This window comes from uncultured Algoriphagus sp. (assembly GCF_963974835.1).
GTDB lineage: Bacteria > Bacteroidota > Bacteroidia > Cytophagales > Cyclobacteriaceae > Algoriphagus.
The window spans coordinates 33,183-57,374 of the sequence record NZ_CAXBET010000011.1; the positions used below are offsets into that span (position 1 = coordinate 33,183).

Genomic DNA, 24,192 nt, shown 5'->3' on the forward strand with positions numbered 1-24,192 from the left:
TTGATTGATTTATGTGGGTAAACACCAAATATTTAACACGAAGCCATTTTTCAAGAAATTAAGCTACGATTTCATTACCATTAAAAATAAGAAAGGCTTCCATTTCTGAAAGCCTTTGAGTAGCGAGAGGGAGATTTGAACTCCCGACCTCAGGGTTATGAATCCTGCGCTCTAACCAACTGAGCTACCTCGCCATTTTATAATTTCTTTTTACTATTTCAATCAGGGGATTTGAGCTTCCGTCCGACTCAGCGGATATGAATCCTTCACTCTCCGCATAACTATCCAGACAATCGAGACATCTCGCTATGTATGAATAATTTTAGTTCTAATACTTCGGACAGTTTCTAAAAACTCAGAAACATTTTTTGGGTATTGATTTTTGAAATTAATGCCTATATTAAAGCACTTTCATCAGTCAATAAAATTAGTTGACAACCGTATATTATCAACCCAGAAAACCTCCCTTTCGAATGGGAATGCAAATATGAGGTCTTGTATTGTGAAATGCAAGTTGACGTTCTTTAAAAAAGTAATTTTTTACATAGTGTAAAATCAATTATCATGGTTAAAAATAAGTTTGTGGCTGATTATCAAATTAATGCCTCCAAAAAAATAGTTTTCCATTATTTGAGTACAGCAAGTGGATTGGAGGAATGGTTTGCCGACGAAGTGAGAATAAACGAGGATAAAAACTATATCTTCAATTTTGACAGCGAAGATCATTACGCCCGTCTAGCTTCACAGAGAAGTAATTCACATGTGAAATTCGAATTTTATGATCCCAAGAACCCGGATGAATCTGATCACGCATTTATAGAATTCAAACTAGAAGAAAATGAATTGACTCAAACCCTATTTTTGAAAGTTATAGATTATTCAGATGGCTACGATGACGAAGAGCTGGTAGCTATTTGGGAAGGATTGATAGTGAGATTGAAAGATATTATTGGTGGGTAATCTCAATTGAATTAACCAAATTTGAACTTCGACTCATAGGCTTCGTATTTGCCTAGTGAGCAGTTTGAATAATGAAGAAACTAGATAAACTTATACTTGGGTCTTTTTTAGGCCCATTTTTATTGACTTTTATTGTCGTGGATTTCATCCTGTTGACTGTCAACATGCTGAAATACTTTGACGAGATTTTTGGTAAGGGCCTGAGTTTTTGGATTTACGCTGAGCTAATCGGGTATTTCGTCATCAGTATCTCACCCATGGCATTGCCGCTAGCGGTATTACTATCAAGCTTGATGACTTTCGGTAATCTGGGAGAGCATTTTGAGCTTACAGCAATTAAGAGTAGCGGAATTTCTTTACTTAGAGCTCTAAGGCCAATTGGTGTATTTGTGATTGTACTAGCTTTTGCAGCCTATCTTTCCAATAACTATTTGGTACCGAAAGTAAATCTTAAGACGTTCAGCTTGCTTTACGACATACGTATGAAATCCCCGGCATTGGATATTAAAGCTGGAGTTTTTTACAGTGGTATTCCAGGATATAGCATCAAAGTAAACGAGAAGGTAGGGGAGTATGGGCTCAAGAATATTTTGATTTATAACCATTCGGAAGGCAACACCGGTAATTTAAATGTGACAATTGCAGACTCGGGTAGGATGGAGCCATTTTTTAATGAAAACTACATGAAGCTGTCCTTGTATCATGGGAAAAACTATAAGGAAGCTAGGACTACTAGAGGGATAAAGGAAAAGCCTGTGGAATTTGACAGGATATCCTTCGATGCAAACGAAATCGTATTTGACCTAAATAACACATTCAAGCTAAACCGAACGGCAGAGGATGCATGGTCAACCAATAGATCCATAAAAAACATCTCCCAGATAAGATTGGGGTTAGACTCCATCGCGACTTTAGTTAATGAGCAGCGCTATCAAAATTATCAATCGGCAGAAAGTGTATATCCGTTTTTCACGAGGGATAGGAAATTTACACCTAACGATGAGATTCTTAAAAGAAAAGCATTAGATGACTCGGTCCGAATAAAGAAAATGCGAAAGGAAAAAGCAGTGTTGGATTCTCTGGAACAAATAAAGACTTTGGCCAATAAAGACACTTCTTCAGTGGTAATTGATGGGCCAGAATCCAAAAATATAACCATCGCTGGCGATTCGGAAATTACTTCCAAAAAATCGGTAGCTGGTAGTAAGGAGGTATCCACGAGTGATTCCTTATTCCGCGATGCTAAACGCAAAAATAGAAATCCACCAGTAGCAGATAAATTACCCGAGTTGGATACTACAGCCAATGAAGTATTAAATAAACCTGCCAAAGGGCCACGAAAGATGGCTTTGACAGATGAGGAAAGAGAAAAAATTGATTCACTTGTTACCAATAGAGGCTATGGGCAAACAGCGATCACTACGGCATTGAATAATTCACGCAACCTAAAGAACAATTTTAACATCAAGAAAACCCAGATTGATAATTACGAGAGGGATTATAGAAGATATCAGATCGCATGGTATCAGAAATACACCCAAGCTTTCGCTTGCTTCGCCATGTTTCTGATAGGTGCGCCGCTTGGAGCTATTATCAAAAAGGGCGGATTGGGAATGCCTGTACTGATTTCTATAATTTTCTTCATAGTTTATTATATGCTTACCATCACAGGGGAGAAGTGGGCTAAAGAAGGTATTGCCGATCCTTTATTTGGAACTTGGTTTTCCAACTTGTGCCTAATTCCATTCGGATTGTTCTTTGTGAAGCAGGCTAGAAAGGATGCAAGATTGTTCGAGCCAGACTTCTACGTAAGCATTTGGAAAAGCATTCAGAAACGCTTTAAAGTTCTTGGTTCAAAACCTAATTAAGCTTTTATATTCTCAAAATAAATCTTACCTTTGTGGTTGTTTTACAAAATTTAGCTAAACATGTATTTATCCTCAGAGATTAAAGAAGAGTTATTTAAGAATCATGGACGGTTAAAATCTGCTACTGACACAGGATCACCTGAGTCTCAGATTGCCCTCTTTACACACAGAATCAAGCATTTGACTGAGCATTTGAAGTCAAATAAGAAGGATCACTCCTCAAGACTTGGTTTGTTGAAACTAGTAGGTAAAAGAAGAAGCCTATTGGATTACCTACACAAGAAAGAGATCGAGCGATACAGAGCAATCATCGCCGAGCTAGGAATCAGAAAATAACCAATCTAGTAAGGTTCTCTTGAGTGAGAACCTTACTTTTTTATTTTTAAGGTTATACCTGCACTTTTATCACTTACGACGCAAACTAACAATCATTTATGTTACCGAATTTAATCACCAAGACCATCACCCTAGAAGATGGCAGAGAAATTATAATAGAAACGGGTGCATTGGCTAAACAGGCTGATGGATCTGTAGTAGTAAAGATGGGAAAGGCTATGCTTCTGGCTACAGTAGTATCCAAGAAGGAAGCTGGAGAAGGGGTGGATTTTTTACCTATGTCAGTTGACTACCAAGAGAAATTTGCTTCATCAGGAAAAATTCCTGGAGGATTTTTGAAGAGAGAAGGAAGACTTTCTGATTACGAGATTTTGATTAGCCGAATCGTAGATAGAGCTATTCGCCCGATTTTCCCGGATGATTATCATGCAGATACTCAGATTGCCATTACACTTATTAGTGGCGATGATGATGTGCTTCCAGATGCATTGGCTGGACTTGCTGCTTCCGCGGCGCTAGCTGTATCTGATATTCCTTTCAATGGTCCTATCTCTGAAGTTCGCGTTGCGAAAATCGATGGTAAATTGAAAATCAACCCAACTCCAACTGAGTTGGAAACTGCTTCTTTGGAATTTATCGTTGCCGGTTCACTTGACTTCATTCTAATGGTGGAAGGTGAAGCTAACGAGATCCAGGAGGAAGAAATGCTGGAAGCTATGCAATATGCTCATGATGAGATCAAGAGACATTGTCATGCTCAAATCGAGCTTACAAAGCTTGTAGGCAAAGAAGTAAAAAGAGAATACAATCACGAGAAGTCTGATCCAGCACTTTTCGATAAAATGAGAGCAGAAGTTTACGATAAATTGTATGCTTCAGTAAGCAAGCAAATTGCTAACAAATCTGAGCGTTCTGCTTTTATTAAAGAAATTAAAGAAGAATTCGTAGCTAGCCTAGGCGAGGAGCATGAGTTTGAAGCAAGCCTAATCGGTCCGTATTTTAGCAAAATCCATAAGGAAGCAGCTAGAAATTTGACCTTGGACGAAAAGAAAAGATTGGATGGTAGAAAACTTGACGAAGTAAGACCTATCTGGTCTGTTGTTGATTACTTACCATCTGCTCACGGATCCGCAGTATTTACCCGAGGAGAAACTCAATCATTGACCACTTGTACTTTAGGTACTAAAATGGACGAGATGATGGTAGATGGAGCAACTATTTCCGGTTACAACAAATTCTACCTACACTATAATTTCCCAGGCTTCTCCACAGGTGAAGTAAAACCTAATAGAGGTCCAGGAAGAAGAGAAGTAGGTCATGGTAACTTAGCTATGAGAGCTTTGAAGAAAGTTCTTCCTCCTGCTGATCAGAATCCATACACTATCCGTATTGTTTCAGACATTTTGGAATCAAACGGTTCTTCGTCTATGGCTACCGTATGTGCCGGATCATTAGCACTGATGGATGCTGGTATTCCTATCAAATCAGCAGTAACTGGTATCGCAATGGGAATGATCTCTGATGCTAAGACTGGTAAATATTCTATCCTTTCAGACATTTTGGGAGACGAAGATCACCTAGGTGATATGGATTTCAAAGTAACAGGTACTTCCAAAGGAATCACTGCTTGCCAGATGGATTTGAAAGTAGAAGGATTGGATTATTCTGTTTTGAAAGAAGCTTTGCTTCAGGCAAAAGATGGTAGACTTCATATTTTGGATGAGATCACCAAAACTCTTGCTGCTCCGAAGCCAGAATTGAAACCTCATACTCCAAGATCATTTGTCATGATGATTCCTAAGGAATTGATCGGTGCTGTAATCGGACCTGGAGGTAAAGTAATTCAGGAAATCCAGAAGGATACTGGAGCTACTATTGTAATAGAAGAGATTGACAATCAAGGAAAGATCAACATCTTCTCTGCAAATCAGGATAAACTTAATGCTGCACTTGCTCGTATTAAAGCAATCGTTGCTCAGCCTGAAATAGGAGAGACTTATACAGGTAAAGTAAAAAATATCCAACCTTTTGGCGCCTTTGTGGAATTTATGCCGGGTAAGGATGGTTTACTTCATATCTCCGAGATCAAGCACGAGCGTGTTGAGACTATGGACGGTGTACTTGAGCCAGGAGAAGAAATACAAGTTAAATTGATCGACGTCGATAAGAAAACAGGCAAATTTAAGCTTTCAAGAAAGGCCTTATTGCCAAAACCTGAAAAACCAACACCAAACGCATAAGGTTAATCGAAACATTTGATTAATTTGATTCTCATAAACTATTAAATTTCACAAATCATATTCCTGAATGAGGCAGCTAAAGATTAGCAAACAGATTACCAACAGAGAAAGTCAATCCCTGGATAAATATCTTCAAGAGATTGGAAAAGTTGACCTGTTGACAGCAGACGAAGAGGTAGTTTTGGCTAAAAGAATTAGAGAAGGTGACCAATTGGCGCTGGAAAAATTGACAAAAGCCAACCTTCGATTTGTAGTATCAGTTGCCAAGCAGTACCAAAACCAAGGGCTTTCTTTGGGAGATTTGATCAATGAGGGAAACCTTGGTTTGATCAAGGCTGCACAGCGATTTGATGAAACTCGTGGATTTAAATTTATCTCTTACGCTGTATGGTGGATTAGACAATCTATCCTTCAGGCATTGGCGGAGCAGTCTAGAATCGTTCGTCTTCCATTGAACCGAGTAGGTTCATTGAATAAGATTAGCAAGACGTTCAGCGAGTTGGAGCAGAAATTCGAGCGTGAACCGTCTCCTGAAGAACTGGCTGAAGTGCTAGAAGTTACTGCCAATGAAGTAGTGGATACCATGAAGATTTCAGGTCGTCACGTGTCTATGGATGCTCCATTCGTACAAGGTGAGGAAAATAGCCTTTTGGACGTATTGGAGAATGACGGTGATGAAAAGCCGGATGATGGCCTAATGAATGATTCCCTTCGTAAAGAAGTTCAACGCGCACTATCTACCTTGACTCAAAGAGAAGCTGATGTGATCACGCTTTACTTTGGATTGAATGGAGAGCATGCAATGACTTTGGAAGAAATCGGAGAGAAATTCAACCTAACAAGAGAGCGAGTAAGACAAATCAAAGAGAAGGCAATACGCCGTCTGAGACATACATCCCGTAGTAAGACGCTAAAACCTTACCTCGGATAAGCAAGTACACAATATAAAGGGGGTCTAAAGCCCCCTTTTTTATTTCATCTTTTTTGCCTTAGTACCAATGGTAGTTTGATATTTATATTAAGTCAACTACTTATGGAATTTTAACAACATGCAACTTTGTTACTAAAGCAGAATTCGTAAAATTTGCCCGATTTAATACTTCCTATTAATGAAACCAGAAATTGAAAAAGTAAAAGTTTTGATCATCGGATCAGGACCCGCGGGTTATACCGCAGCTATATATGCTTCCAGAGCAGGTCTTTCACCTGTATTATATACTGGCGGACAGCCAGGTGGTCAGCTTACCATCACCAATGATGTAGAAAATTACCCAGGGTATCCTAACAGTGTGACTGGCCCTGAGATGATGGAAGACTTCAGAAAACAAGCAGAACGATTTGGGGCTCAGGTAAGATATGGCTTAGCTACAAGCGTGGATTTCAGTACCACCCCACATACTGTAGTCATAGATGAGCAAGTTACCATTCATGCAGATACAGTTTTGATTTCCACCGGAGCCTCTGCCAAGTGGTTAGGAATTGAAAGCGAAGCCCGGTTGAATGGCAAAGGTGTTTCTGCCTGTGCAGTTTGTGATGGATTTTTCTTTAGAGGTCAGGAAGTAGCCATTGTAGGAGCTGGAGATACGGCTTGTGAGGAAGCTTCTTATCTTTCTAATATTTGTAGCAAAGTGTATATGCTCATTCGAAAAGATGAAATGCGTGCATCGCAGATCATGCAAAAGCGTGTAATGAATAATCCTAAGATCGAAATTCTCTGGAATACAGAGACAGATGAAATTTTGGGAGATGAGGAAGTAACTGGTGTAAGAATCTATAACAATAAATCAGGAGAAAAATCAATAATCGCTATTTCTGGCTTCTTTGTTGCTATTGGTCATCAACCAAATACCGGCATCTTCAAAGATTTTATCCACATGGATGAAGCCGGATATATCAAAACTATCCCAGGAAGTACCAAAACCAACGTCGAAGGTGTTTTTGCATGTGGAGATGCACAGGATAATATCTATCGACAAGCAGTGACTGCTGCAGGTACTGGCTGTATGGCTGCCTTGGATGCCGAGCGGTATTTGGCTGAGTTCGAGAATGATTAAACCCAATAAATGAGGTATTCAATCCTATTTGTAATCTTTTGCTTTAATCTGAGCATTGGTATTTTTGATGCCGATGCTCAGATTTTTCCTAAGATTATAAAGAAAAATAATGCGTCCCAAACCTCTACAGCAAGCCAGGAGAGGAAAAATATTGAACTAAGAGGATTCGATCAGGAATCTTACCTGAGAACCTTATCGTCAGTTACTGATTCGATCATTTTTGAAAATAATGTCAATCTCGGAAGGGTGAGATCGATAATTAGTGAGGATCAGAATATCATGGTTTGGGCACCTACTAATCAGCTGGTAAAAGTTTCAGAGCAAATTCAAATCGACAGTATTTGGGTCACAGCTTTCGAATACTATTCATCCTGGGATTCCAATAAAATTGATATTTATAATTTTGATCCAAAGACCTTTAAAGACACCGTCAATATTCAATTATATGACGAGTTTTTTGGATACAATTGGAAAATGCCGCTTGAAACAACTCCGGTAACATCTCCTTATGGATACAGATGGAGAAGGTGGCATTATGGGACTGACCTGGATCTAAACACTGGAGATCCTGTTTATAGCGGCTTTGATGGAATAGTCCGCGTTAAATCGTACGATAGATATGGATATGGTTATTATGTAGTAATCCGACATAAAAACGGACTGGAAACGTTATATGGCCATTTATCAAAGCAGCTGGTGGATGTAGGCCAGGAAGTTAAAGCTGGAGATATAATTGGAAAAGGTGGTAACACGGGTAGGAGTAGTGGATCACATCTTCACTATGAGCTTCGTTATAGAGGATTGGCTTTTGACGCCGAAAAAGTTTATGATTTTCCAGAGTACAAAATATTGGGTCAAAACTATTTAATAACCCCGGATCTTTTTGGGAACATTGTCCAGGCAAGAACAAACGCATACCATAAGGTGAAAAAGGGAGAAACATTAGGATCCATTGCCAGTAAATATGGCGTTTCACTCAGTGCTTTGACCAGGCTGAACGGAATCTCCACACGTGCAATTCTGCGAATAGGTCAAAATATTCGTGTACGCTGACTTAAATAAAGAATAATTATGAAATTGGATATTTTGGTTTTTGCTGCTCATCCAGATGATGCGGAGTTAGGCTGTTCCGGTACTATAGCTGCACACATTGCCAAAGGTCATAAAGTGGGAATTGTTGACTTCACACAAGGCGAAATGGGTACTCGTGGAACTCCTCAATTAAGACTTGAAGAAGCAGAAGCTGCCAGCAAAATCCTTAAACTTTCTGCCAGGGAAAACTTAGGTTTTAAAGATATTTACTTTCAAAATGATGAATATCATCAGTTGAAATTAATTGAAATGATCAGGAAATATAAACCTGAAATTGTATTAGCTAATGCGGTTACGGATAGACACCCAGATCATGGTAAAGGGTCAAGTTTGGCTTCTTCTGCCTGTTTTATGAGTGGGCTTCGCAAGATTGAAACTCAGCATAATGGGATGGAGCAAGAAGCCTGGCGACCTAAATTTGTGTACCATTATATTCAGAATAACTATATAGAGCCTGATTTTGTAATGGATATTACTCCTTATTGGCAAACTAAAATTGATAGTATTCTGGCATTCCAATCTCAGTTTTATGATCCTTCGAGCGAGGAACCTGTAAGTTTCATTTCCGATCCTGATTTTTTACCTTTTGTAGAGGCTAGAGCTAGAGAGTGGGGACACAAAATTTTGGTAAAATATGGAGAAGGCTTTACGGTAGAGCGGATGATTGGGACTGAAAATCTGTTTGACCTGAAATAATCAAGGTGCGAGCCTTGATATCATCCATTCTCCATTTTGAAGCTCATATTTTATTCTGTCGTGTAGACGGCTTGGTCTTCCTTGCCAGAACTCTAGAGTAAATGGGGTTAGTCTGTAACCACCCCAATGAGGTGGCCGAGTGATTTCCTTGCTCAGAAATTTATTCTCCAACTCTGCTTGTTTTATAGTAAGAGTTTCTCTGGACTGGATTGGTTGACTTTGCGGAGATGCCCAAGCACCAATCTGAGAACCTAATGGTCTGGAAAAGAAATAGGTATCTGATTCTCCTTCAGTTACTTTTTCCACAGACCCCCTTATTCTCACTTGACGCTCTAACTCAGGCCAAAAGAAAGTTAAAGAAGCAGATTTTTTATTTTCCAATTCTTTGCCTTTTTCACTTTGATAGTTTGTGAAAAATACAAAACCTTCATCTATTCCTTTCAACAATAAAATTCTTGCATTTGGCACACCATCCATTCCTATAGTGGATACAGTCATCGCATTGACTTCCAATACTTCTGCATTTACTGCCTCATCAAACCAAGAGCTAAATTGTCTCATTGGATCTGATTTTACATCGTTGATATCCAATGATTTAATAGAATAGTCCTTACGTATCGCTGAGATATCCATTTATGGTAGTGGTTCTAGAAAACTTGTGGATAAAATTAACATAGGCATTGCATTTAAAAAATTATGATCTATATTTTTCAATAATTTAGATTTTAGCGAAGAATGAATAAAGACGAACAACGTAATCCTAAAGCCGGTGATCTTCTAATTTCCGAACCATTTTTGCAGGACGAAAATTTCGTTCGCTCAGTGGTTCTGCTTTGCGAGCATTCAGAAGAGGGGAGTTTCGGCCTAATAATTAACAAACCATCTATCCTGAAATTGGGTGAACTAGTCGAGGCACTTGATTTTCTGGATAAGGATGTGTTTGTAGGAGGGCCTGTTGAGCAAAATACCTTGCATTTTATCTATGTTGGTGAAAAAACTCTGGATGGAAGTATCTCTTTGGGTGAAAATATTTGGTGGGGTGGTGACTATGAATCTTTGGTGGAACAATTAAAACTCGGATTATTTGACCCTGATTCAGTACGCTTTTTTTTAGGCTATAGTGGCTGGGGTTCTGAGCAGTTGGATGATGAATTATCCGAAGAAACATGGATCATATGTAGAGAGAATTTAGGTGATAAAGCCTTCGATTTTACCCCTGAAGAACTCTGGCGAAACCTGCTCAAAAATATGGGTGGAGAGTTTAAGGTTATAGCAAATTATCCACTAGATCCAAGATTAAATTAGGCAAAATCCCTACTTTTGCTCATATTGCCCACTAATAGTACTGTTTTTATGACTGAGAAAAGTAATGATTTGTCTGACAAGGACAAGGTGACTCAAGCCTCCAATTCGGAAGAGACCAAGAGTATCGATAATGAAACTAATGCTCAAGCTAGCGACAAGGTTCCAGCAGATGAGATCAGCGAGTCTGATTCTTCTGTTGACTCACTTTCAAAAGAAGGTGAGTCTGCTGAATTAGAACATCCAAAGACAATAGCTGAAGAAAACGAAAATATCCAAGATTCTTCCCCAAAAGAAGCGCAGTCTTCTGCTGAAGAGAAAATTTCCAGCGAACAAGCTGATGGAAAAACTGTCACATCAGAAGAAGCTCATGATGAAGATGAATCGGTAGAGGAAGATGAAGAAGAGCATCATGATGAAGAGATAGATATAACTTCACTATCTAAAATTGAACTTGTGTCCCTGCTAAAGAGCAAGGTGAAACAAGATAACATATATAAGATTGATAAGATTGTCCATGAAATCAAAGCTGCTTTTGAGGAGTTTGTGAGTAAGGATAAGGATGATGCGCTGGAGAAATTTAAGGCTGAAGGAGGAGTAGAAGATGATTTTGACTTTAGGCCAAGCGACGAAGAAAAGGAATTCAATACTTATTATTACGAATACCGCCATCAGCTTGGTGCGCTTCGCAAAGAAGCAGAAAAGCAAAAAGAGTCAAATCTTTCAGCGAAGACGGAGTTATTAAATAAACTCCGTGAATTGGTAGATGGTGAGGAGACTACACTAAGTATGGCTACAATTAAGGCCTTACAGGAAGAATGGAAAAGCATAGGACCGGTTCCACCTTCACAAAATAGAAGTCTATGGGCTAGTTACAATGCCTTGATGGATCGCTTCTATGACAATAGAAGTATTTATTTTGAACTAAAGGAGCTTGACCGCAAAAAAAATCTAGAAAGTAAACTGGAGCTTGTAGAGAAGGCTGAAGCATTGAAAGATGTGAAAGACCTGAAAGAAGCGATCAAATCCCTCAACGACCTTCATGAGGAATTTAAGCATATTGGTCCAGTACCTAGAGAAGAGCAAGAAGCACTTTGGCAGAAATTCAAAGGTGCATCAGATGCAGTCTATGATAGAAGAAAGGATTTTTATGAAGGGCAGAAAGAAGTCTTCAAAGTAAACCAGGATCAAAAGGAAGCTTTGATAGAAACTTTGAAAACTTTTGCTGAGTTTAAGGCTGACCGAATCAGAGATTGGAACAGCAAGACTAAAGAAATCTTGGAGATCCAAAAGAAATGGGAAAAAATAGGACCTGTACCTAGAGAATCAGGTAAAGAAATAAATAAAGCTTTCTGGGCAGCTTTCAAGCAGTTTTTCCACAATAAGAATTTATTCTTCAAAGAACTTGATGAAATCCGTGCTACCAATCAGGCAAAAGCCGAAGAATTGATAGAGAAGGCGGAAGAACTGAAGGACAATACAGATTGGCAAAACACATCCAATGCTTTGGTAAAATTGCAGCAGGATTGGAAGAAGCTTGGACCAACTCCGGAAAAAAGCAGAGATAGTCTATACAAACGTTTTAAGCAAGCGTGTGATACGTTCTTTGACAATAGGAGAGATTCTAATAAAGCATCTAATGCTGAATTTGAGGATAACTTAGTAAGCAAGCAGGCAATCTGTAAGCAGCTTACTGATGCCGCTGCAAGTGGTGTTGTTTCAGAGGAAGAACTGACCAAATTGGTTGGTGACTTTAATGACTTGGGATTCGTGCCTAGAAAAGCTATGAAAGAGATCCAGGCGCAATTTAAAACGGCTGTAGACTTGTACTTGGAGAAATTGAGTCCTGAAGGTGAAGGAAGAGAAGATTTCTTATTCCGGTTAAATCTAAACAGACTTCAGTCTGATCCGAATGCTGTGAAGACTTTGAATAAAAAAGAGCACGGTATACGTAAGCAGATTTCCGAACTGGAAAACAATATTACCTTGTGGAAAAATAACTTGGAGTTCTTCGCTGCTTCAAAAACTGCAGATAAGTTGAAAGATCAGTTTGATCTGAAAATACAAAAAGCAGAAGAGGAGATCGATAAATTGAAAAGCAAGCTGTCAATATTAAGGGAGTTTTAAATTTTTCTCACTCAGAATAAGGGAGATAGGATTTTTCTTTTCTGAGGGTTTGGAGCGAATAAACTGAACTTCTATATTTGCATCACCAATACGGAAATAAGCCTCCTTAGCTCAGCTGGTAGAGCAACTGACTTGTAATCAGTAGGTCATTGGTTCGATCCCGATAGGAGGCTCTTGATTGTCAAGCACTTAGCATAAATTTTAGCTAAGTGTTTTTTTTTGTGCACGTGATTTGCACAAAAATTGGAATTGCCTGAATTTAGATCAGGTGACCATGGATACCAATTTTTCAAAAGAATCTTCTCCATGTCCCAATCGATTTTACTAGTGTAATATTTTTTTGAGGGAATGAACTAACATAAATAATTTGCTTCCGCTCCTCGTCACTGAAAGAACCCTGATCCTTAATGAATTAGGATGGAATATAATTACCATTTTTTATTTGAAATTATCTGTTCAGCTGGAGCTGGCGATACAGAAGTCGAACCATTTCGAGGAGGATTTGGAGCGTTTGGCTAGGTTGTTTAAATTTCTTTAAGAAATAATTTTGCAATGGTTTAGTAAAATTTCCTTACATCAAATTAGCTGCGCTTATTATTTTTATTTATTCAGTCGCTACCCAAGCAGCAAATTGAATACAAACAACCGACTTTTGGATACTTTTATATGGATAGACTGCCCCAACTTTGTACTATCAATTTAATTAGCAAAAAAATGAAAGTAATCTTAATAACCGGTGCATCAAGTGGAATTGGGGAAGCCATGGCGCACAAATTTGCGGAAAGAAAACGCAACTTATTACTGGTGGCCCGTAATGCTGAAAAGCTAGACACTCTCTGCAAACAGATGGCCGAAAAGTATGGCATCAAGACTCAATTTATTTCTGCGGATTTGGCAAAACCAGGAAAAGCTGAACAGATTTTTTCAGAAACGAAGCATCGCGGGCTGGAAGTAGAAATGCTCATCAATAATGCGGGGATAGGTTCTGGCGGCGAATTCTCAGAATTGGCTCTGGAGACTGAAATGGAGATGTTGCAACTTAATATTTCATCCTTGGTGGCATTGACTCATATGTTTCTGGGGGAGATGAAAAAACGTAACAACGGGACAATCATCAACGTAGCTTCTATGGCATCATTTATACCGATACCCTATATGGCCACCTATTCAGCCAGCAAGGTTTTTGTCCGCCACTTTACACAGGCACTGACTCAGGAATGTAAACCGTACCATGTACATATCATGTTGCTTTGTCCCGGTTTGACCAAAACAAATTTTAACCATGCAGCCGGAATGGATGGGGAAGTGGGACGAAGACTGAATGCGGAGTATAACAGTTCAACGCCTCTGCAGACCCCTGATCAAGTAGCAGAAGAGCTTTTGAATGCGTTGGATAAAAGGAAGCATTACATTGTTTCAGGAAGTATGAACCGTATGGCAAGCCGCTTATCGGCTTTATTGCCCCATGCATTTATTGCCAAAAGTTTTGCTAGGTCGTACAGGAAAAAGTAATCGGTAATTATAAAATATAGAAAAGTGAATCCATCTACAGCTACCATTCATCTCAAATCCATTGCTGATATGCATAAAGTGGTGGGAGTTTCCAAACCAAAACACCCCCTGTTCAGCATTCTTCGTTTTGATAATTTTCCGCCCCCTGAACTTACCCAGCGCACCAAATTGATCAGTGATTTTTATCAAATCGCCCTGAAGAAAGAATGTCCGTGCAAAATGCAATACGGTCAAACCCCATTCGATTTTGATGAAGGCATTATATCCTGTTTTGCGCCAAGGCAAGTAAGCATTGTTGATACCGATTTTGCATTTGCAGAAGTGGGTTGGATTATAAGTATCCATGCTGACTTTTTGAGAAGCTATCCTTTAAGTCAGAAAATGAAAAACTTTGGCTTTTTTGACTATGATGTGAATGAAGCATTAATCCTATCGGAAGACGAGCAACAATCCATAGAAATTATAATTGAGCAAATTGAAAAGGAATATTTGCGGCCCATTGATAGGTTTAGTCAGGATGTCATTATTTCAGCACTTGAATTGTTGTTTGCCAATTTTAACCGTTATTACAACAGGCAGTTCGTCACCAGACAGAACCAAAGTAGTGAGTTATTGAACCGTGTAGAAAATATATTAAACGCCAGTTTCAGCTCTGAAGGGGAACAAGAAATACCAACCCCTGCACATTTGGCATCGCAACTAAATATGTCTGGTAAATACCTGAGTGATTATTTGAAACAATTGACAGGGCAAACAACGCAACAAATCATTCACCAAAAATTGATCGAAAAGGCCAAAGATATGTTGTCAACCACCCAACTTTCGGTCAGTGAAATTGCCTACGTGTTGGGTTTTGAGTATCCACAGTCCTTTAATAAACTCTTTAAAAACAAGACAGCACTTTCGCCTTTGGAGTTCAGGCAGTCGTTTAACTGATTTCCTCCTTTCTAATCAGCACATAGTTTGTTATAGTGTTAGGCAGGCTCTTTATTGGTCAAATACTCTGCAACTTTTTTTTGGCTACATCTAAGGTAGATTTGGTAAACTCATTGTTTGAAATATTCCACTTTTCATCATTAAAAAGTCATTTCCTATAAACCCTACCGTATTTGGTATAATTTAAAAATTTTGCCTTAGAAAGACCCATACTTTTAACTCATCAAAAGAATAACAATGCAAAAGCATGAGGGCAAATAAGAATACCAATCTGATGCTTTTCCGAAATGAAAGCCTGGATAAAGCTAGAATCATGAGTCCATCACATACAGTAGAGTTGGCTAAAACTAAAATTTGGCCTTAGCTAATTTGGCTACTAAAAAAGTCATTTTGGCTAAATTTGTAGATAAGAAAAAAGTCAATTTTACTTCATGAAGCACTAAGTTTTATTTATTACAATTAATCAAATGTAGATGATAACAAAAAAAAATTTAGGTCTAAAATCCATCTATGAATTTGCAGGGCATCATATTATATGGCTTACCGGTTGGATGCTGATTGTTACATCCCTGTACTATTTCACACAATGGGATTTTTTAAGTATTCCCTGGCTTCCACTTTCCTTGATAGGTACCGCAGTTGCATTTTATGTAGGTTTTAAAAATAATGAGGCATATGACAGACTTTGGGAAGCAAGAAAGATTTGGGGTGCTATTGTTAATAATAGCAGGATGCTATCCACGATGATTAAAAATTTCAAATCTTCAGACGATTCTACTCTTTCTGAACTTGAATTAGCAGCAATAAAAAAGCAATTTGTCTATCGACATATTGCTTACTTATACCAAATAAGGGAACAATTGATAAAACCTACTGTTTGGGAACATGTACGTCTTCGCTGGAATTTTGGCAAATATAATCAGGCACGTCAAAATCGGATATTTAGTTTTTTTCAAAATGACCTGAATGAAATCAAAGACTTAAAATACTTATCGAAAGATGAAATTAAATCATTGGAATCCTTTGCCAACAAAGCAACGCAACTACTAGACAAGCAGACAGAAATAGTCCAGCAACTCTTTCAAGTAAATCATATTAACTTGATGCAACAGATGGAATTACAACGTGCCATAAATAGTTTCTATGATGAGCAAGGCAAGGCAGAGCGTATCAAAAATTTCCCATTTCCAAGGCACTATGGAAGTTTCAGTTTTGTATTTGTCTGCATATTTGTATTTCTCTTGCCTTTTGGGATTGTGGGAGAAATGAAGTTATTAGGTGAAGGGATGATATGGATGAGTATTCCAATTGGTGTTATTGTAGGTTGGGTTTACATTGTTATGGAATTGATTGGTGATTATTCTGAAAATCCATTTGAAGGCTTATACAATGATATACCTATGCTGTCTATTTGCAGGATGATAGAAATAGATATGCTTCAAATGATGGGACAAACAAATGTCCCAAATCCGATAACTTCTAAGAATGACATCTTAATGTAAATTGCTTAAAGAGGTTAATCTAAGCGGGAAACTCGCATTAGGGATAGTTTATAAAACCGTGTCTAGGGTTTAATTTTTGCAACAACCCATTCCCTTTGTTGGCCTAGACCGACTAAACGACCTGAGAAAATTAAAAGATCCAATTCCACCAATCAATCCATCCTAATTAACTGTTCATAATACTTAATCGCTTTGACTAACACAAAAGTCACTTTGACTAAATCTGTTTTTTGATTGTGAAGTAGGTTTGCACCAACAAAAAAGACAGAAAAATGAAATCACAGAATAAAACGATTTTGGTTACAGGCGGCCACAGTGGGCTTGGGATGTATTGCTCAAAGCAATTGGCTTCTCATAATTATAACCTCATTTTAGCAGGCAGAAGTCCTGAGAAAATGGAGGAATTGGCAAAAGAACTTCGCAGCTCACACAATTTAAAAGTCCATTTGATAAAAATAGACACTTCTTCATTTGCCTCTGTAAGAGCAGGGGTTTCCGAATGTAAGAACTTGCTCAAGAATGGCGAAGTTGATTCCTTGAATGGAATTATCTGCAATGCTGGAGTGCGTTTTAATAGGAAACACACTTACACTGAAGATGGATACGAATCCACCTATGCCACCAATTACTTAGGACATGCTCTCTTGATTGAATTGCTGATTGATCAAATTGCCAAAAATGGGCGAATTGTATTCACTGCCAGCGGTACTCACGACCCAGACTCCGCAGATGGTAAAATAATGGGGATTGCAGATAATGCAACGGCAGTAGAATTAGCGAATACAGGAAAGAATGGTTCAAAACCAATAGCATTAGGAAAAATGTATGCCACCTCAAAATTGGATATGATCCAATATAGCTATGAGCTGGATCGAAAACTGAAGAAAGCCAATATTCCGATTACTTCTATTGCCTTTGATCCTGGATCAACCCCAGGTACAGGATTTTTACGGAATATGCCGAAGCCAGTGGCATGGCTAGCAGGTACTTCATTAATACAATGGGTGATAAAAAGGAATGGTATAACAACCAGTACCGCTGATTTTTCAGGAGAATCTTTGGCTAGATTAGCTATAGAACCTGCTTATGCTACTGGTTCAGGGAAATATTTCCAATGCAATGTCGGAAAGTTGAGTGAAAGACGATCTTCAAAATTATCCTATGATGAAAATAGAGCCGCAAGACTTTGGAAGGATACTCAAGAACTGATTCATATTAAAGCTGAAGAGACAATTTTGAGTCTTTAAACCTAATTGAGATAACAATGGCTTTGAAAAAATACAACAAAGATCTGTCCTTTGTAAAACATGGTTGGACTGGGAATGAACTAAATGACAAAGGGTTATTTACGAATATTTATGGAGATGATGTTAAAGGATTTCGTGATGTGTGGCGTACGTTGCGAAACCCAAGTCCGCTTTCTAAACTTAAAAATGGGCAACAATCTTCATTACGTTGGAAAACCATTGAAGACATTTCAAACAAAACCCAAAACGCCATCATTCCACTTGGACACGCCTCTTTTATTATAGATATTAATGGTATTCGGTTGTTGATCGACCCTGTGATTGCGCCGAACAGAGTGATGAAGCGATACACCAAAGTGCCTTTTCATGTTCCTGATTTAAACAATGTCGATTACCTTCTTTTATCTCATAATCATCGAGACCACATCGATAAAAAAAGCATCATTCAAGTATGTAAACACAATCCGGAAGCTATCATCTTGACGGGATTGGAAATCGGTAAGCAATTGAGGAGATGGGGAATAAAAAACCAAATTCAGGAAGCCGGTTGGTATCAACGTTTTCAAACGTCTGAACAAATTGATATCGACTTTTTGCCGAGTCACCATTGGTCAAGACGTTGGTTGACCGATACCAATATCAACCTCTGGGGCTCATTCATGCTGCAAGATAAAATATCGGGCAAAAACATCTATTTTTCCAGTGATAGTGGCTATCAGGCGCATTTTAAAGGAATCGGAAAAGACTATAATATTCATGTCGCAATGATTGGTGTAGGTGCGTATGAACCACAATGGTTTATGGGTTCGGCACATACATCCCCAACAGATGCATTAAAAGCATTTAAGGATTTAAGGGCAAAACAATGGATACCGATGCACTATGGTACTTTTGACTTAAGCCAAGAGCCTATTTTCTATCCTGAAAAAGTTTTAAAAGAACAACATCGGGATGAGCTTGACCGAATTCTATGGATGAGTATTGGAGATAGAGTTACTTTTTAAGTTCTAGGGACTTACACTAATTAAAAAATAGAATGAATGATAATTTGTATTTATGAAGCCTTTAATAATAAAAACTATTTCTGAAGCACATCTATTTTTAGGATTACGACCACCCGAACATCCGATGATTAGTGTTATAGATCTTTCTACAGCAAAACTCCCAGGTCCCCAACCTGTCCTATTTGATTTCTATAACATTTTACTTAAAAAGGGCTGTCAAAATAAACTGTATTACGGACAGCAAACCTTTGACTTCAATGAAGGGTTGATGATGTTTGTGGCTCCCAATCAAATTTTGAGGGGACAGCCCAACCCTGAAGATCAGGTTGCAGGTTGGTCTTTGCTTATTCACGCCGATCTTATTTGGGGTTCATCATTAGCAAGCACTATCGGCAAGTATGAATTCTTTGATTATTCAGTAAACGAAGCACTGTTTCTTTCAGAAAAAGAAGAAAATATTATAGAAAGAATCATTGACAACATCAAAACTGAATACCAATTCAACATTGATAAATTCAGCAAGCAAATCATCATAACACAAATTGAAAGCCTTTTGAGTTATTCTGAAAGGTTTTACAACCGACAATTTTTAACCAGAGATAAAAGCAATCACCTGGTTTTAGAGAAACTCGAGTTTTTATTGAATGATTATTTTAAGCAAGATGATTTAGTATCCAGAGGATTACCAAGTGTACAGTTTATCGCTGAAAATCTTAATATTTCTCCAAGTTACCTAAGAAGCTTAATTAAAAATTTAACCGGACAATCCACTCAACAAATGATCCACGGAAAATTGATTGAAAAGGCTAAAGCAAAACTTTCTACCACGGAATTATCTGTCGGTGAAATTGCCTACGAACTGGGTTTTGAGCACCTGCAATCTTTCAGCAAACTTTTTAAGGCAAAGACCAAGCTTTCACCTATGGAGTTCAGACAGTCGTTTAATTAAAGTTATCCTCATTTTTTTATTTATCTGAAAAAGTACAATTCAGGAAGCTGAGTGAAAAATTAGACGTGTTTACTTAGTATAGCTAAGAAATCAATTTTTCTGGATTTGAATACTTTAATCCTCAATTCAAATACTTTTGCCCCTTAAAAACCATTCAAATTTGTGTCATCATTAAAAGACTATATTATGACTACACAAAAAGTTTGGTTTATTACAGGAGCGTCTAAAGGGATGGGTCTTGAAATTACAAAAGCGGTTTTAAAGAACGGAGGGAAAGTAATTGCAACTTCCAGAAATACGGAATCGCTTTTGGAAAAAATCGTTGATTACGGGGATAATCTACTTCCTTTAAAATTGGACATCACCAAAGAAAAACATGTTGAAGAAGCTATTTCTAAAGGCATAGAGAAATTTGGCCAAATAGATATTGTAGTCAACAATGCGGGGTATAACCTGCTGGGTAATATCGAGGAGCTGAGTGATGCTGAGTTCCGAAAGACAATGGATGTAAATCTGTTTGGGATGACGAACTTAATAAGGCACATATTACCTCATCTTCGCAACCAAAAATTCGGTCATATCATCAATACAGCATCCATGATGGGATATATGAGCTATCCCGCTAACGGAAGCTATAGTGCATCCAAGTTTGCTGTCATCGGATTATCTGAGGCTCTTGCACAGGAAGTTGCGCCTTTTGGTATAAAAGTAACCATACTTGCACCAGGAACTTTTCGGACAAATTTTATGAACAAAGAAAGTCTCAGTGTTGCGAAAAATAAAATTGCGGTCTATAGTCTAGATAAGATGATAGAACTGTTTACAGGGCTTGACGGCAAGCAATTGGGTGATCCTGAAAAATTAGCAGAAGTGTTGCTTGAACTTACCGAAATGTCTAACCCGCCTTTGCACCTTCCGTTAGGTTCTGATAGCTATAGTGCTGTTTTAGAATCTCTTAGGAATAAAAAAGAGGAAATGGAAAAATGGGAAACCTTATCTTTATCTACTGATTTTTAAACAATTATAGCATGAAAAAAGCTGCTCCCTATCAGATTAAGTCTGTTTCTGAACTGCATCGTTTGTTTGGGTTGAAAAAGCCCGATCACCCACTTATAAGTTTGATCGATTTTGAATTGCTCAAGTTTGGAGATAGTGAGATCTGGAAAAGCTTTTATTATGATTTCTATTGCGTTGCCTGTAAGAAAGGTTCTTCCGGGAAGCTTAAATACGGGCAACGCGATTATGATTTCGATGAGGGTATGATGAGTTTCACAAAACCGGGACAGCTATTTTCTGTTACAAACGTCACAGATGATCCTGTATCGGGTTTTATGTTGATCTTTAAACCAGAGCTGATTCGAAATTATGGATTGGGTAAGGTGATCGGTAACTACAATTTTTTTTCCTATTCCACCGCTGAGGCCTTGCATCTTTCAGAAAAAGAGGATGAAGTAATAACATCTCTTTTCCGGCAAATGCAGCATGAGATAAAAAATAATATTGACCAATTCAGTCAGGATGTTGTTGTTTCACATATAGAGCTGCTTCTTAACTATGCCAATCGTTTTCACCACAGGCAATTTCTCACACGAAGTGCCGAAAACAATGATTTACTCACGAAAATTGAGCAACTATTGAAAGATTACCTAACTAATAAGGCATCTAATTGCGGACTTCCTACTGTTCAACAACTTTCAGATGAGCTCAATATGACTCCCGGCTATCTGAGTGATATGTTACGAAAACTGACTGGCCAAAATGCTCAAGCTTATATACAGGGATTTGTAATTGACAAGGCCAAAGTATTACTGTCCACCACAAATTTGAGTATTAAAGAAATAGCTTATGATCTGGGATTTGGTCATCCTCAGTCTTTTAGTACGATGTTTAAGAATAAGACCAATACTACAGCCCTACAATACCGGGCATCATTTAATTAAGTGATAGGTTTTCTTTCCTGGGGGAAATACTTTTTAATTTATACATAGAAACTAAAAGGGGGACCTGAAAGATCGTTTAATCTAGGCGACGTTTAATTTTAGGTACAATGGTCCACCAATTGGACACAATCAACTGAGAGAAAAGATCCATTAAAATCTGAATATCTGTACATTAGATGATGTAGCTATGGGTGTTCTTCCCCAAATTTTTGGTGGGGGCATGTCCATACATTTTTTTAAATGAAGTGGAGAAATGGGATAGACTCTCAAAGCCCAAATCAAGGTAAAAATCAGAAGGTTTTTGGTTTTTTTTATTTAGCAAAAGGTAAGCTTCCCGCAGCCTCATTTGCATCAGCCAATGGCTTGGAGTGTCATCAAATATAGTTTTGAAATCTCTTTTGAAAGCAGATAAGCTACGTCCGGTAAGATAGGCAAAACGGGAAATGCTGACATTAAACTTGAAGTTGCGATTCATGAATTCTTCTAAATCTATTTTTCCGGGCTTTCTAAAATCAAATAGAATTCCAGCGAGTTCCGGCTGGATTTTAAGAAGAATGAGTAAAAGTTCTTCGTATTTGACCTCCTCGAACAATTCATCTATTTGCATAACACCTTTATAATAAGGCTTGATAGATTGGATGAAACTTTCCACCAATGTTGATTCTTGGATATGGATAAAAGCGTCTTTTGATAAAAAATGGGTTTGTTCAAATTGGTCTTTCTTCAAGAATTTTTGTAAAAAAAGTTCGTCAAAACAAAAAATGATTGGTTCAAACCCGTCTATGCTGTCCAGCAATTCATACTTTGCCAACCTGTTTTTTCTGGCAAAACAGGCATCACCTGCTTTGAATGTATAACTTTTGTTTCCATCAAAAACCCTAAAGCCACCTTTGGCAACATAGATAAACACATGGTCAGGAATAAACTGCTCCTTTAAAATATTTACACTGGAATCTCCTGTTATTGCTCTCATTTGATTTTCCTATTTTCAAATCCCGTTTTTGAAAGGATGCCCTAAGTATATTAACGCAAGAGGCATCAAAAGGAATGGGATTTCTATTAATGCAAATTTATAATTTCCTGCTTTCAAGGCTAAGGACATCATTACTATCAGTAGCACCGCCCGTAGAACATTTCCGATAAAGAAGGTTTTGGGAAACAGGATTAAAACTGCAGCAAGTATAGAACTGACTCCTAACATAATACGGATGGTATCGGTGATTCCTAATGAAGTCATCATCTCAAAATATTCCTCTGAAGGTTTCTGAAAGACTCGTGAACCATGACTCACCCCTATGTAAAAGCTAACCAAAATAAGCAAACCGCTAATTATTCGTGTTGTCATTTTATTGGACTTTAGGTAGGAGGTTAAACTTCACCATTGAATCTACTGATGACAGGATGGTGTCTTCTTGAGACGAAATAGGTTTCCATCCTAGCAAGTTCTTGGCTTTGTCATTGCTTACATTTCGGTTCATCTTGGTCAAGAATAAACCCTCTTTTGCCTGTTCATTGAATACGGAGGCCATGTTTAAAACCCAATTGGGTAGTAGTCTTTTGGCAACTTTTTGAGCCACTTTTGGTCTTTGACTTCTTAATAATTCCGCAATCTCAGGAAATGAAATTTGTCCGTCAGCCGAAGCTATAAATCGTTGGCCATTGGCATTTGGGTTCTCCATTGCCCGAATATGCAAGTCGGCTACATCTCTCACATCCACCACATTCAGTGGGATGTTGGGAATTGCTTTCAATGTGCCATTCAATAAATTTCCAAGTAGATGAAAACTTCCCGAAATATGGGAATCTAATGATGGTCCCAAAATGGCAACTGGAATATTGGTGGCAAATTCAAGGTTACTATCCTTGTTTTTGATGAAGTCCCAAGCCGCCTTCTCTACTAAAGTTTTAGATTTTTCATAAACCGAAAGTCCTTTAACGTCGGGTTTTGTCCAGTCTTCTTCCGTGGTTTCCCTGCTTTTGTCCGTTTGGGTAAACCCTACCGCTCCAAAATTGGAGGTCATGATTACCCGCTTTACTCTTGCCTCTTTTGCAAATTTTAGGATACGCAAAATACCATTGACTGCAGGGCGAATAGCCTCTTCTTCGTTTTTCGGTTTATCAAAAAACACAGGTGAAGCCACACTTAACACATAGCTGCAACCTTCCATAGCCCTGGCCCAATTCGTATCTTCTGTCAATTCTGCTTCCAGAAATGAAAGGCGCTCAAACGAAACGATATTATTGGCGCTTAAAGCTGATTTAACCTTATCTATACTTTTTCGATTGCGAATGGTAGTTCTTACTTCATAGCCTCTGTTCAATAATTGCAAAATAATTCTCATGCCGACGAAGCCGCTTCCACCGGTAACTAATACTATCCCTTTATTTTCCATCATTATAAATTTTAATTCAGATGCAAATTTCTGG

At 38.1% G+C, this 24,192-nt stretch carries 22 protein-coding genes and 2 tRNA genes; 19 read left to right on the forward strand and 5 right to left on the reverse strand.

Annotated elements, in window-relative coordinates; all coding sequences use genetic code 11:
• Nucleotides 1-120: 120 nt before the first annotated feature.
• A tRNA-Met gene (locus AACZ73_RS17975) sits at nt 121-194 on the reverse strand.
• A 370-nt stretch (nt 195-564) separates the two neighbouring features.
• Between AACZ73_RS17975 and AACZ73_RS17980 the strand changes: the two genes are divergently transcribed.
• The 8 genes from AACZ73_RS17980 (at nt 565) to bshB1 (ending at nt 9,246) form a co-directional block, all read left to right on the forward strand.
• Entirely contained in the window at nt 565-960 is a 396-nt protein-coding gene (locus AACZ73_RS17980) for an START-like domain-containing protein (RefSeq protein WP_339880006.1), read from the forward strand.
• 71 nt (nt 961-1,031) lie between these two features.
• Nucleotides 1,032-2,828 carry an LptF/LptG family permease gene (locus AACZ73_RS17985; protein WP_339880008.1) on the forward strand — a complete coding sequence of 599 codons (1,797 nt, stop codon included), beginning with the start codon at nt 1,032-1,034 and terminating at the stop codon, nt 2,826-2,828.
• Nucleotides 2,829-2,888: 60 nt separating this feature from the next.
• Entirely contained in the window at nt 2,889-3,164 is a 276-nt protein-coding gene (rpsO, locus tag AACZ73_RS17990; protein ID WP_339880010.1) for a 30S ribosomal protein S15, read from the forward strand.
• 98 nt (nt 3,165-3,262) lie between these two features.
• Entirely contained in the window at nt 3,263-5,404 is a 2,142-nt protein-coding gene (pnp, locus tag AACZ73_RS17995) for a polyribonucleotide nucleotidyltransferase (RefSeq protein ID WP_339880011.1), read from the forward strand.
• A gap of 67 nt (nt 5,405-5,471) precedes the next feature.
• Nucleotides 5,472-6,335, forward strand: a complete 864-nt coding sequence (locus AACZ73_RS18000) for a sigma-70 family RNA polymerase sigma factor (protein ID WP_057936313.1) — start codon at nt 5,472-5,474, stop codon at nt 6,333-6,335.
• A gap of 178 nt (nt 6,336-6,513) precedes the next feature.
• Nucleotides 6,514-7,458 carry a thioredoxin-disulfide reductase gene (gene trxB / locus AACZ73_RS18005; protein WP_339880013.1) on the forward strand — a complete coding sequence of 315 codons (945 nt, stop codon included), beginning with the start codon at nt 6,514-6,516 and terminating at the stop codon, nt 7,456-7,458.
• Between the two features lie 9 nt (nt 7,459-7,467).
• Entirely contained in the window at nt 7,468-8,511 is a 1,044-nt protein-coding gene (locus AACZ73_RS18010; protein WP_339880015.1) for a M23 family metallopeptidase, read from the forward strand.
• A gap of 18 nt (nt 8,512-8,529) precedes the next feature.
• Nucleotides 8,530-9,246, forward strand: a complete 717-nt coding sequence (gene bshB1 / locus AACZ73_RS18015) for a bacillithiol biosynthesis deacetylase BshB1 (RefSeq protein ID WP_339880017.1) — start codon at nt 8,530-8,532, stop codon at nt 9,244-9,246.
• Here bshB1 and pdxH read toward each other — a convergent pair whose 3' ends face one another.
• Complete coding sequence (pdxH, locus tag AACZ73_RS18020; protein WP_339880019.1) at nt 9,247-9,879, reverse strand: pyridoxamine 5'-phosphate oxidase; 633 nt, start codon at nt 9,877-9,879, stop codon at nt 9,247-9,249.
• A 102-nt stretch (nt 9,880-9,981) separates the two neighbouring features.
• Here pdxH and AACZ73_RS18025 point away from each other — a divergent pair, with 102 nt between their 5' ends.
• From AACZ73_RS18025 to AACZ73_RS18075, 11 genes are all read left to right on the forward strand, one after another.
• On the forward strand, nt 9,982-10,551 hold the full coding sequence (locus AACZ73_RS18025; RefSeq protein ID WP_339880021.1) for a YqgE/AlgH family protein: 570 nt from the start codon (nt 9,982-9,984) through the stop codon (nt 10,549-10,551).
• A 48-nt stretch (nt 10,552-10,599) separates the two neighbouring features.
• On the forward strand, nt 10,600-12,675 hold the full coding sequence (locus AACZ73_RS18030) for a DUF349 domain-containing protein (protein WP_339880023.1): 2,076 nt from the start codon (nt 10,600-10,602) through the stop codon (nt 12,673-12,675).
• A gap of 100 nt (nt 12,676-12,775) precedes the next feature.
• Nucleotides 12,776-12,848, forward strand: a tRNA-Thr gene (locus tag AACZ73_RS18035).
• Nucleotides 12,849-13,341: 493 nt separating this feature from the next.
• Nucleotides 13,342-14,187 (forward strand): SDR family oxidoreductase, encoded by an 846-nt coding sequence (locus tag AACZ73_RS18040; protein ID WP_339880025.1) that lies wholly within the window; start codon nt 13,342-13,344, stop codon nt 14,185-14,187.
• Nucleotides 14,188-14,211: 24 nt separating this feature from the next.
• Nucleotides 14,212-15,123: a helix-turn-helix domain-containing protein gene (locus AACZ73_RS18045; protein ID WP_339880027.1), complete on the forward strand. Its 912-nt coding sequence runs from the start codon at nt 14,212-14,214 to the stop codon at nt 15,121-15,123.
• A 473-nt stretch (nt 15,124-15,596) separates the two neighbouring features.
• On the forward strand, nt 15,597-16,625 hold the full coding sequence (locus AACZ73_RS18050; RefSeq protein ID WP_339880029.1) for a bestrophin family ion channel: 1,029 nt from the start codon (nt 15,597-15,599) through the stop codon (nt 16,623-16,625).
• A 272-nt stretch (nt 16,626-16,897) separates the two neighbouring features.
• A complete protein-coding gene (locus tag AACZ73_RS18055; RefSeq protein ID WP_339880031.1) occupies nt 16,898-17,872 on the forward strand; it encodes an SDR family NAD(P)-dependent oxidoreductase in 975 nt (324 codons plus the stop codon).
• Between the two features lie 17 nt (nt 17,873-17,889).
• The gene (locus AACZ73_RS18060) at nt 17,890-18,876 is read left to right on the forward strand and encodes an MBL fold metallo-hydrolase (protein WP_339880033.1); all 987 of its coding nucleotides are present in this window, start codon (nt 17,890-17,892) and stop codon (nt 18,874-18,876) included.
• 52 nt (nt 18,877-18,928) lie between these two features.
• Nucleotides 18,929-19,825, forward strand: coding sequence for a helix-turn-helix transcriptional regulator (locus tag AACZ73_RS18065; RefSeq protein WP_339880035.1), 897 nt, complete (start codon nt 18,929-18,931; stop codon nt 19,823-19,825).
• Between the two features lie 186 nt (nt 19,826-20,011).
• Entirely contained in the window at nt 20,012-20,842 is an 831-nt protein-coding gene (locus AACZ73_RS18070; protein WP_339880036.1) for an SDR family NAD(P)-dependent oxidoreductase, read from the forward strand.
• An 11-nt stretch (nt 20,843-20,853) separates the two neighbouring features.
• Nucleotides 20,854-21,765 carry an AraC family transcriptional regulator gene (locus AACZ73_RS18075; RefSeq protein WP_339880037.1) on the forward strand — a complete coding sequence of 304 codons (912 nt, stop codon included), beginning with the start codon at nt 20,854-20,856 and terminating at the stop codon, nt 21,763-21,765.
• Nucleotides 21,766-21,937: 172 nt separating this feature from the next.
• On the opposite strand, the gene AACZ73_RS18080 is transcribed toward AACZ73_RS18075, so the two are convergent.
• The 3 genes from AACZ73_RS18080 to AACZ73_RS18090 are packed head-to-tail and all read right to left on the reverse strand — an operon-like array spanning nt 21,938 to nt 24,158.
• The gene (locus tag AACZ73_RS18080; protein WP_339880039.1) at nt 21,938-22,738 is read right to left on the reverse strand and encodes an AraC family transcriptional regulator; all 801 of its coding nucleotides are present in this window, start codon (nt 22,736-22,738) and stop codon (nt 21,938-21,940) included.
• 15 nt (nt 22,739-22,753) lie between these two features.
• Nucleotides 22,754-23,110, reverse strand: a complete 357-nt coding sequence (locus AACZ73_RS18085; protein ID WP_339880041.1) for a DoxX family protein — start codon at nt 23,108-23,110, stop codon at nt 22,754-22,756.
• Between the two features lies 1 nt (nt 23,111).
• Nucleotides 23,112-24,158, reverse strand: a complete 1,047-nt coding sequence (locus tag AACZ73_RS18090; RefSeq protein WP_339880043.1) for an NAD-dependent epimerase/dehydratase family protein — start codon at nt 24,156-24,158, stop codon at nt 23,112-23,114.
• Nucleotides 24,159-24,192: the final 34 nt, after the last annotated feature.

Excerpts from the sequence above, each read along its gene's own strand:
- AACZ73_RS17980 (WP_339880006.1), top strand. The coding sequence starts at position 565 with ATGGTTAAAAATAAGTTTGTGGCTGATTATCAAATTAATGCCTCCAAA.
- AACZ73_RS17985 (WP_339880008.1), top strand. The coding sequence starts at position 1,032 with ATGAAGAAACTAGATAAACTTATACTTGGGTCTTTTTTAGGCCCATTT.
- rpsO (WP_339880010.1), top strand. The coding sequence starts at position 2,889 with ATGTATTTATCCTCAGAGATTAAAGAAGAGTTATTTAAGAATCATGGA.
- pnp (WP_339880011.1), top strand. The coding sequence starts at position 3,263 with ATGTTACCGAATTTAATCACCAAGACCATCACCCTAGAAGATGGCAGA.
- AACZ73_RS18000 (WP_057936313.1), top strand. The coding sequence starts at position 5,472 with ATGAGGCAGCTAAAGATTAGCAAACAGATTACCAACAGAGAAAGTCAA.
- trxB (WP_339880013.1), top strand. The coding sequence starts at position 6,514 with ATGAAACCAGAAATTGAAAAAGTAAAAGTTTTGATCATCGGATCAGGA.
- AACZ73_RS18010 (WP_339880015.1), top strand. The coding sequence starts at position 7,468 with ATGAGGTATTCAATCCTATTTGTAATCTTTTGCTTTAATCTGAGCATT.
- bshB1 (WP_339880017.1), top strand. The coding sequence starts at position 8,530 with ATGAAATTGGATATTTTGGTTTTTGCTGCTCATCCAGATGATGCGGAG.
- pdxH (WP_339880019.1), bottom strand. The coding sequence starts at position 9,879 with ATGGATATCTCAGCGATACGTAAGGACTATTCTATTAAATCATTGGAT.
- AACZ73_RS18025 (WP_339880021.1), top strand. The coding sequence starts at position 9,982 with ATGAATAAAGACGAACAACGTAATCCTAAAGCCGGTGATCTTCTAATT.
- AACZ73_RS18030 (WP_339880023.1), top strand. The coding sequence starts at position 10,600 with ATGACTGAGAAAAGTAATGATTTGTCTGACAAGGACAAGGTGACTCAA.
- AACZ73_RS18040 (WP_339880025.1), top strand. The coding sequence starts at position 13,342 with ATGGATAGACTGCCCCAACTTTGTACTATCAATTTAATTAGCAAAAAA.
- AACZ73_RS18050 (WP_339880029.1), top strand. The coding sequence starts at position 15,597 with ATGATAACAAAAAAAAATTTAGGTCTAAAATCCATCTATGAATTTGCA.
- AACZ73_RS18055 (WP_339880031.1), top strand. The coding sequence starts at position 16,898 with ATGAAATCACAGAATAAAACGATTTTGGTTACAGGCGGCCACAGTGGG.
- AACZ73_RS18060 (WP_339880033.1), top strand. The coding sequence starts at position 17,890 with ATGGCTTTGAAAAAATACAACAAAGATCTGTCCTTTGTAAAACATGGT.
- AACZ73_RS18065 (WP_339880035.1), top strand. The coding sequence starts at position 18,929 with ATGAAGCCTTTAATAATAAAAACTATTTCTGAAGCACATCTATTTTTA.
- AACZ73_RS18070 (WP_339880036.1), top strand. The coding sequence starts at position 20,012 with ATGACTACACAAAAAGTTTGGTTTATTACAGGAGCGTCTAAAGGGATG.
- AACZ73_RS18075 (WP_339880037.1), top strand. The coding sequence starts at position 20,854 with ATGAAAAAAGCTGCTCCCTATCAGATTAAGTCTGTTTCTGAACTGCAT.
- AACZ73_RS18080 (WP_339880039.1), bottom strand. The coding sequence starts at position 22,738 with ATGAGAGCAATAACAGGAGATTCCAGTGTAAATATTTTAAAGGAGCAG.
- AACZ73_RS18085 (WP_339880041.1), bottom strand. The coding sequence starts at position 23,110 with ATGACAACACGAATAATTAGCGGTTTGCTTATTTTGGTTAGCTTTTAC.
- AACZ73_RS18090 (WP_339880043.1), bottom strand. The coding sequence starts at position 24,158 with ATGGAAAATAAAGGGATAGTATTAGTTACCGGTGGAAGCGGCTTCGTC.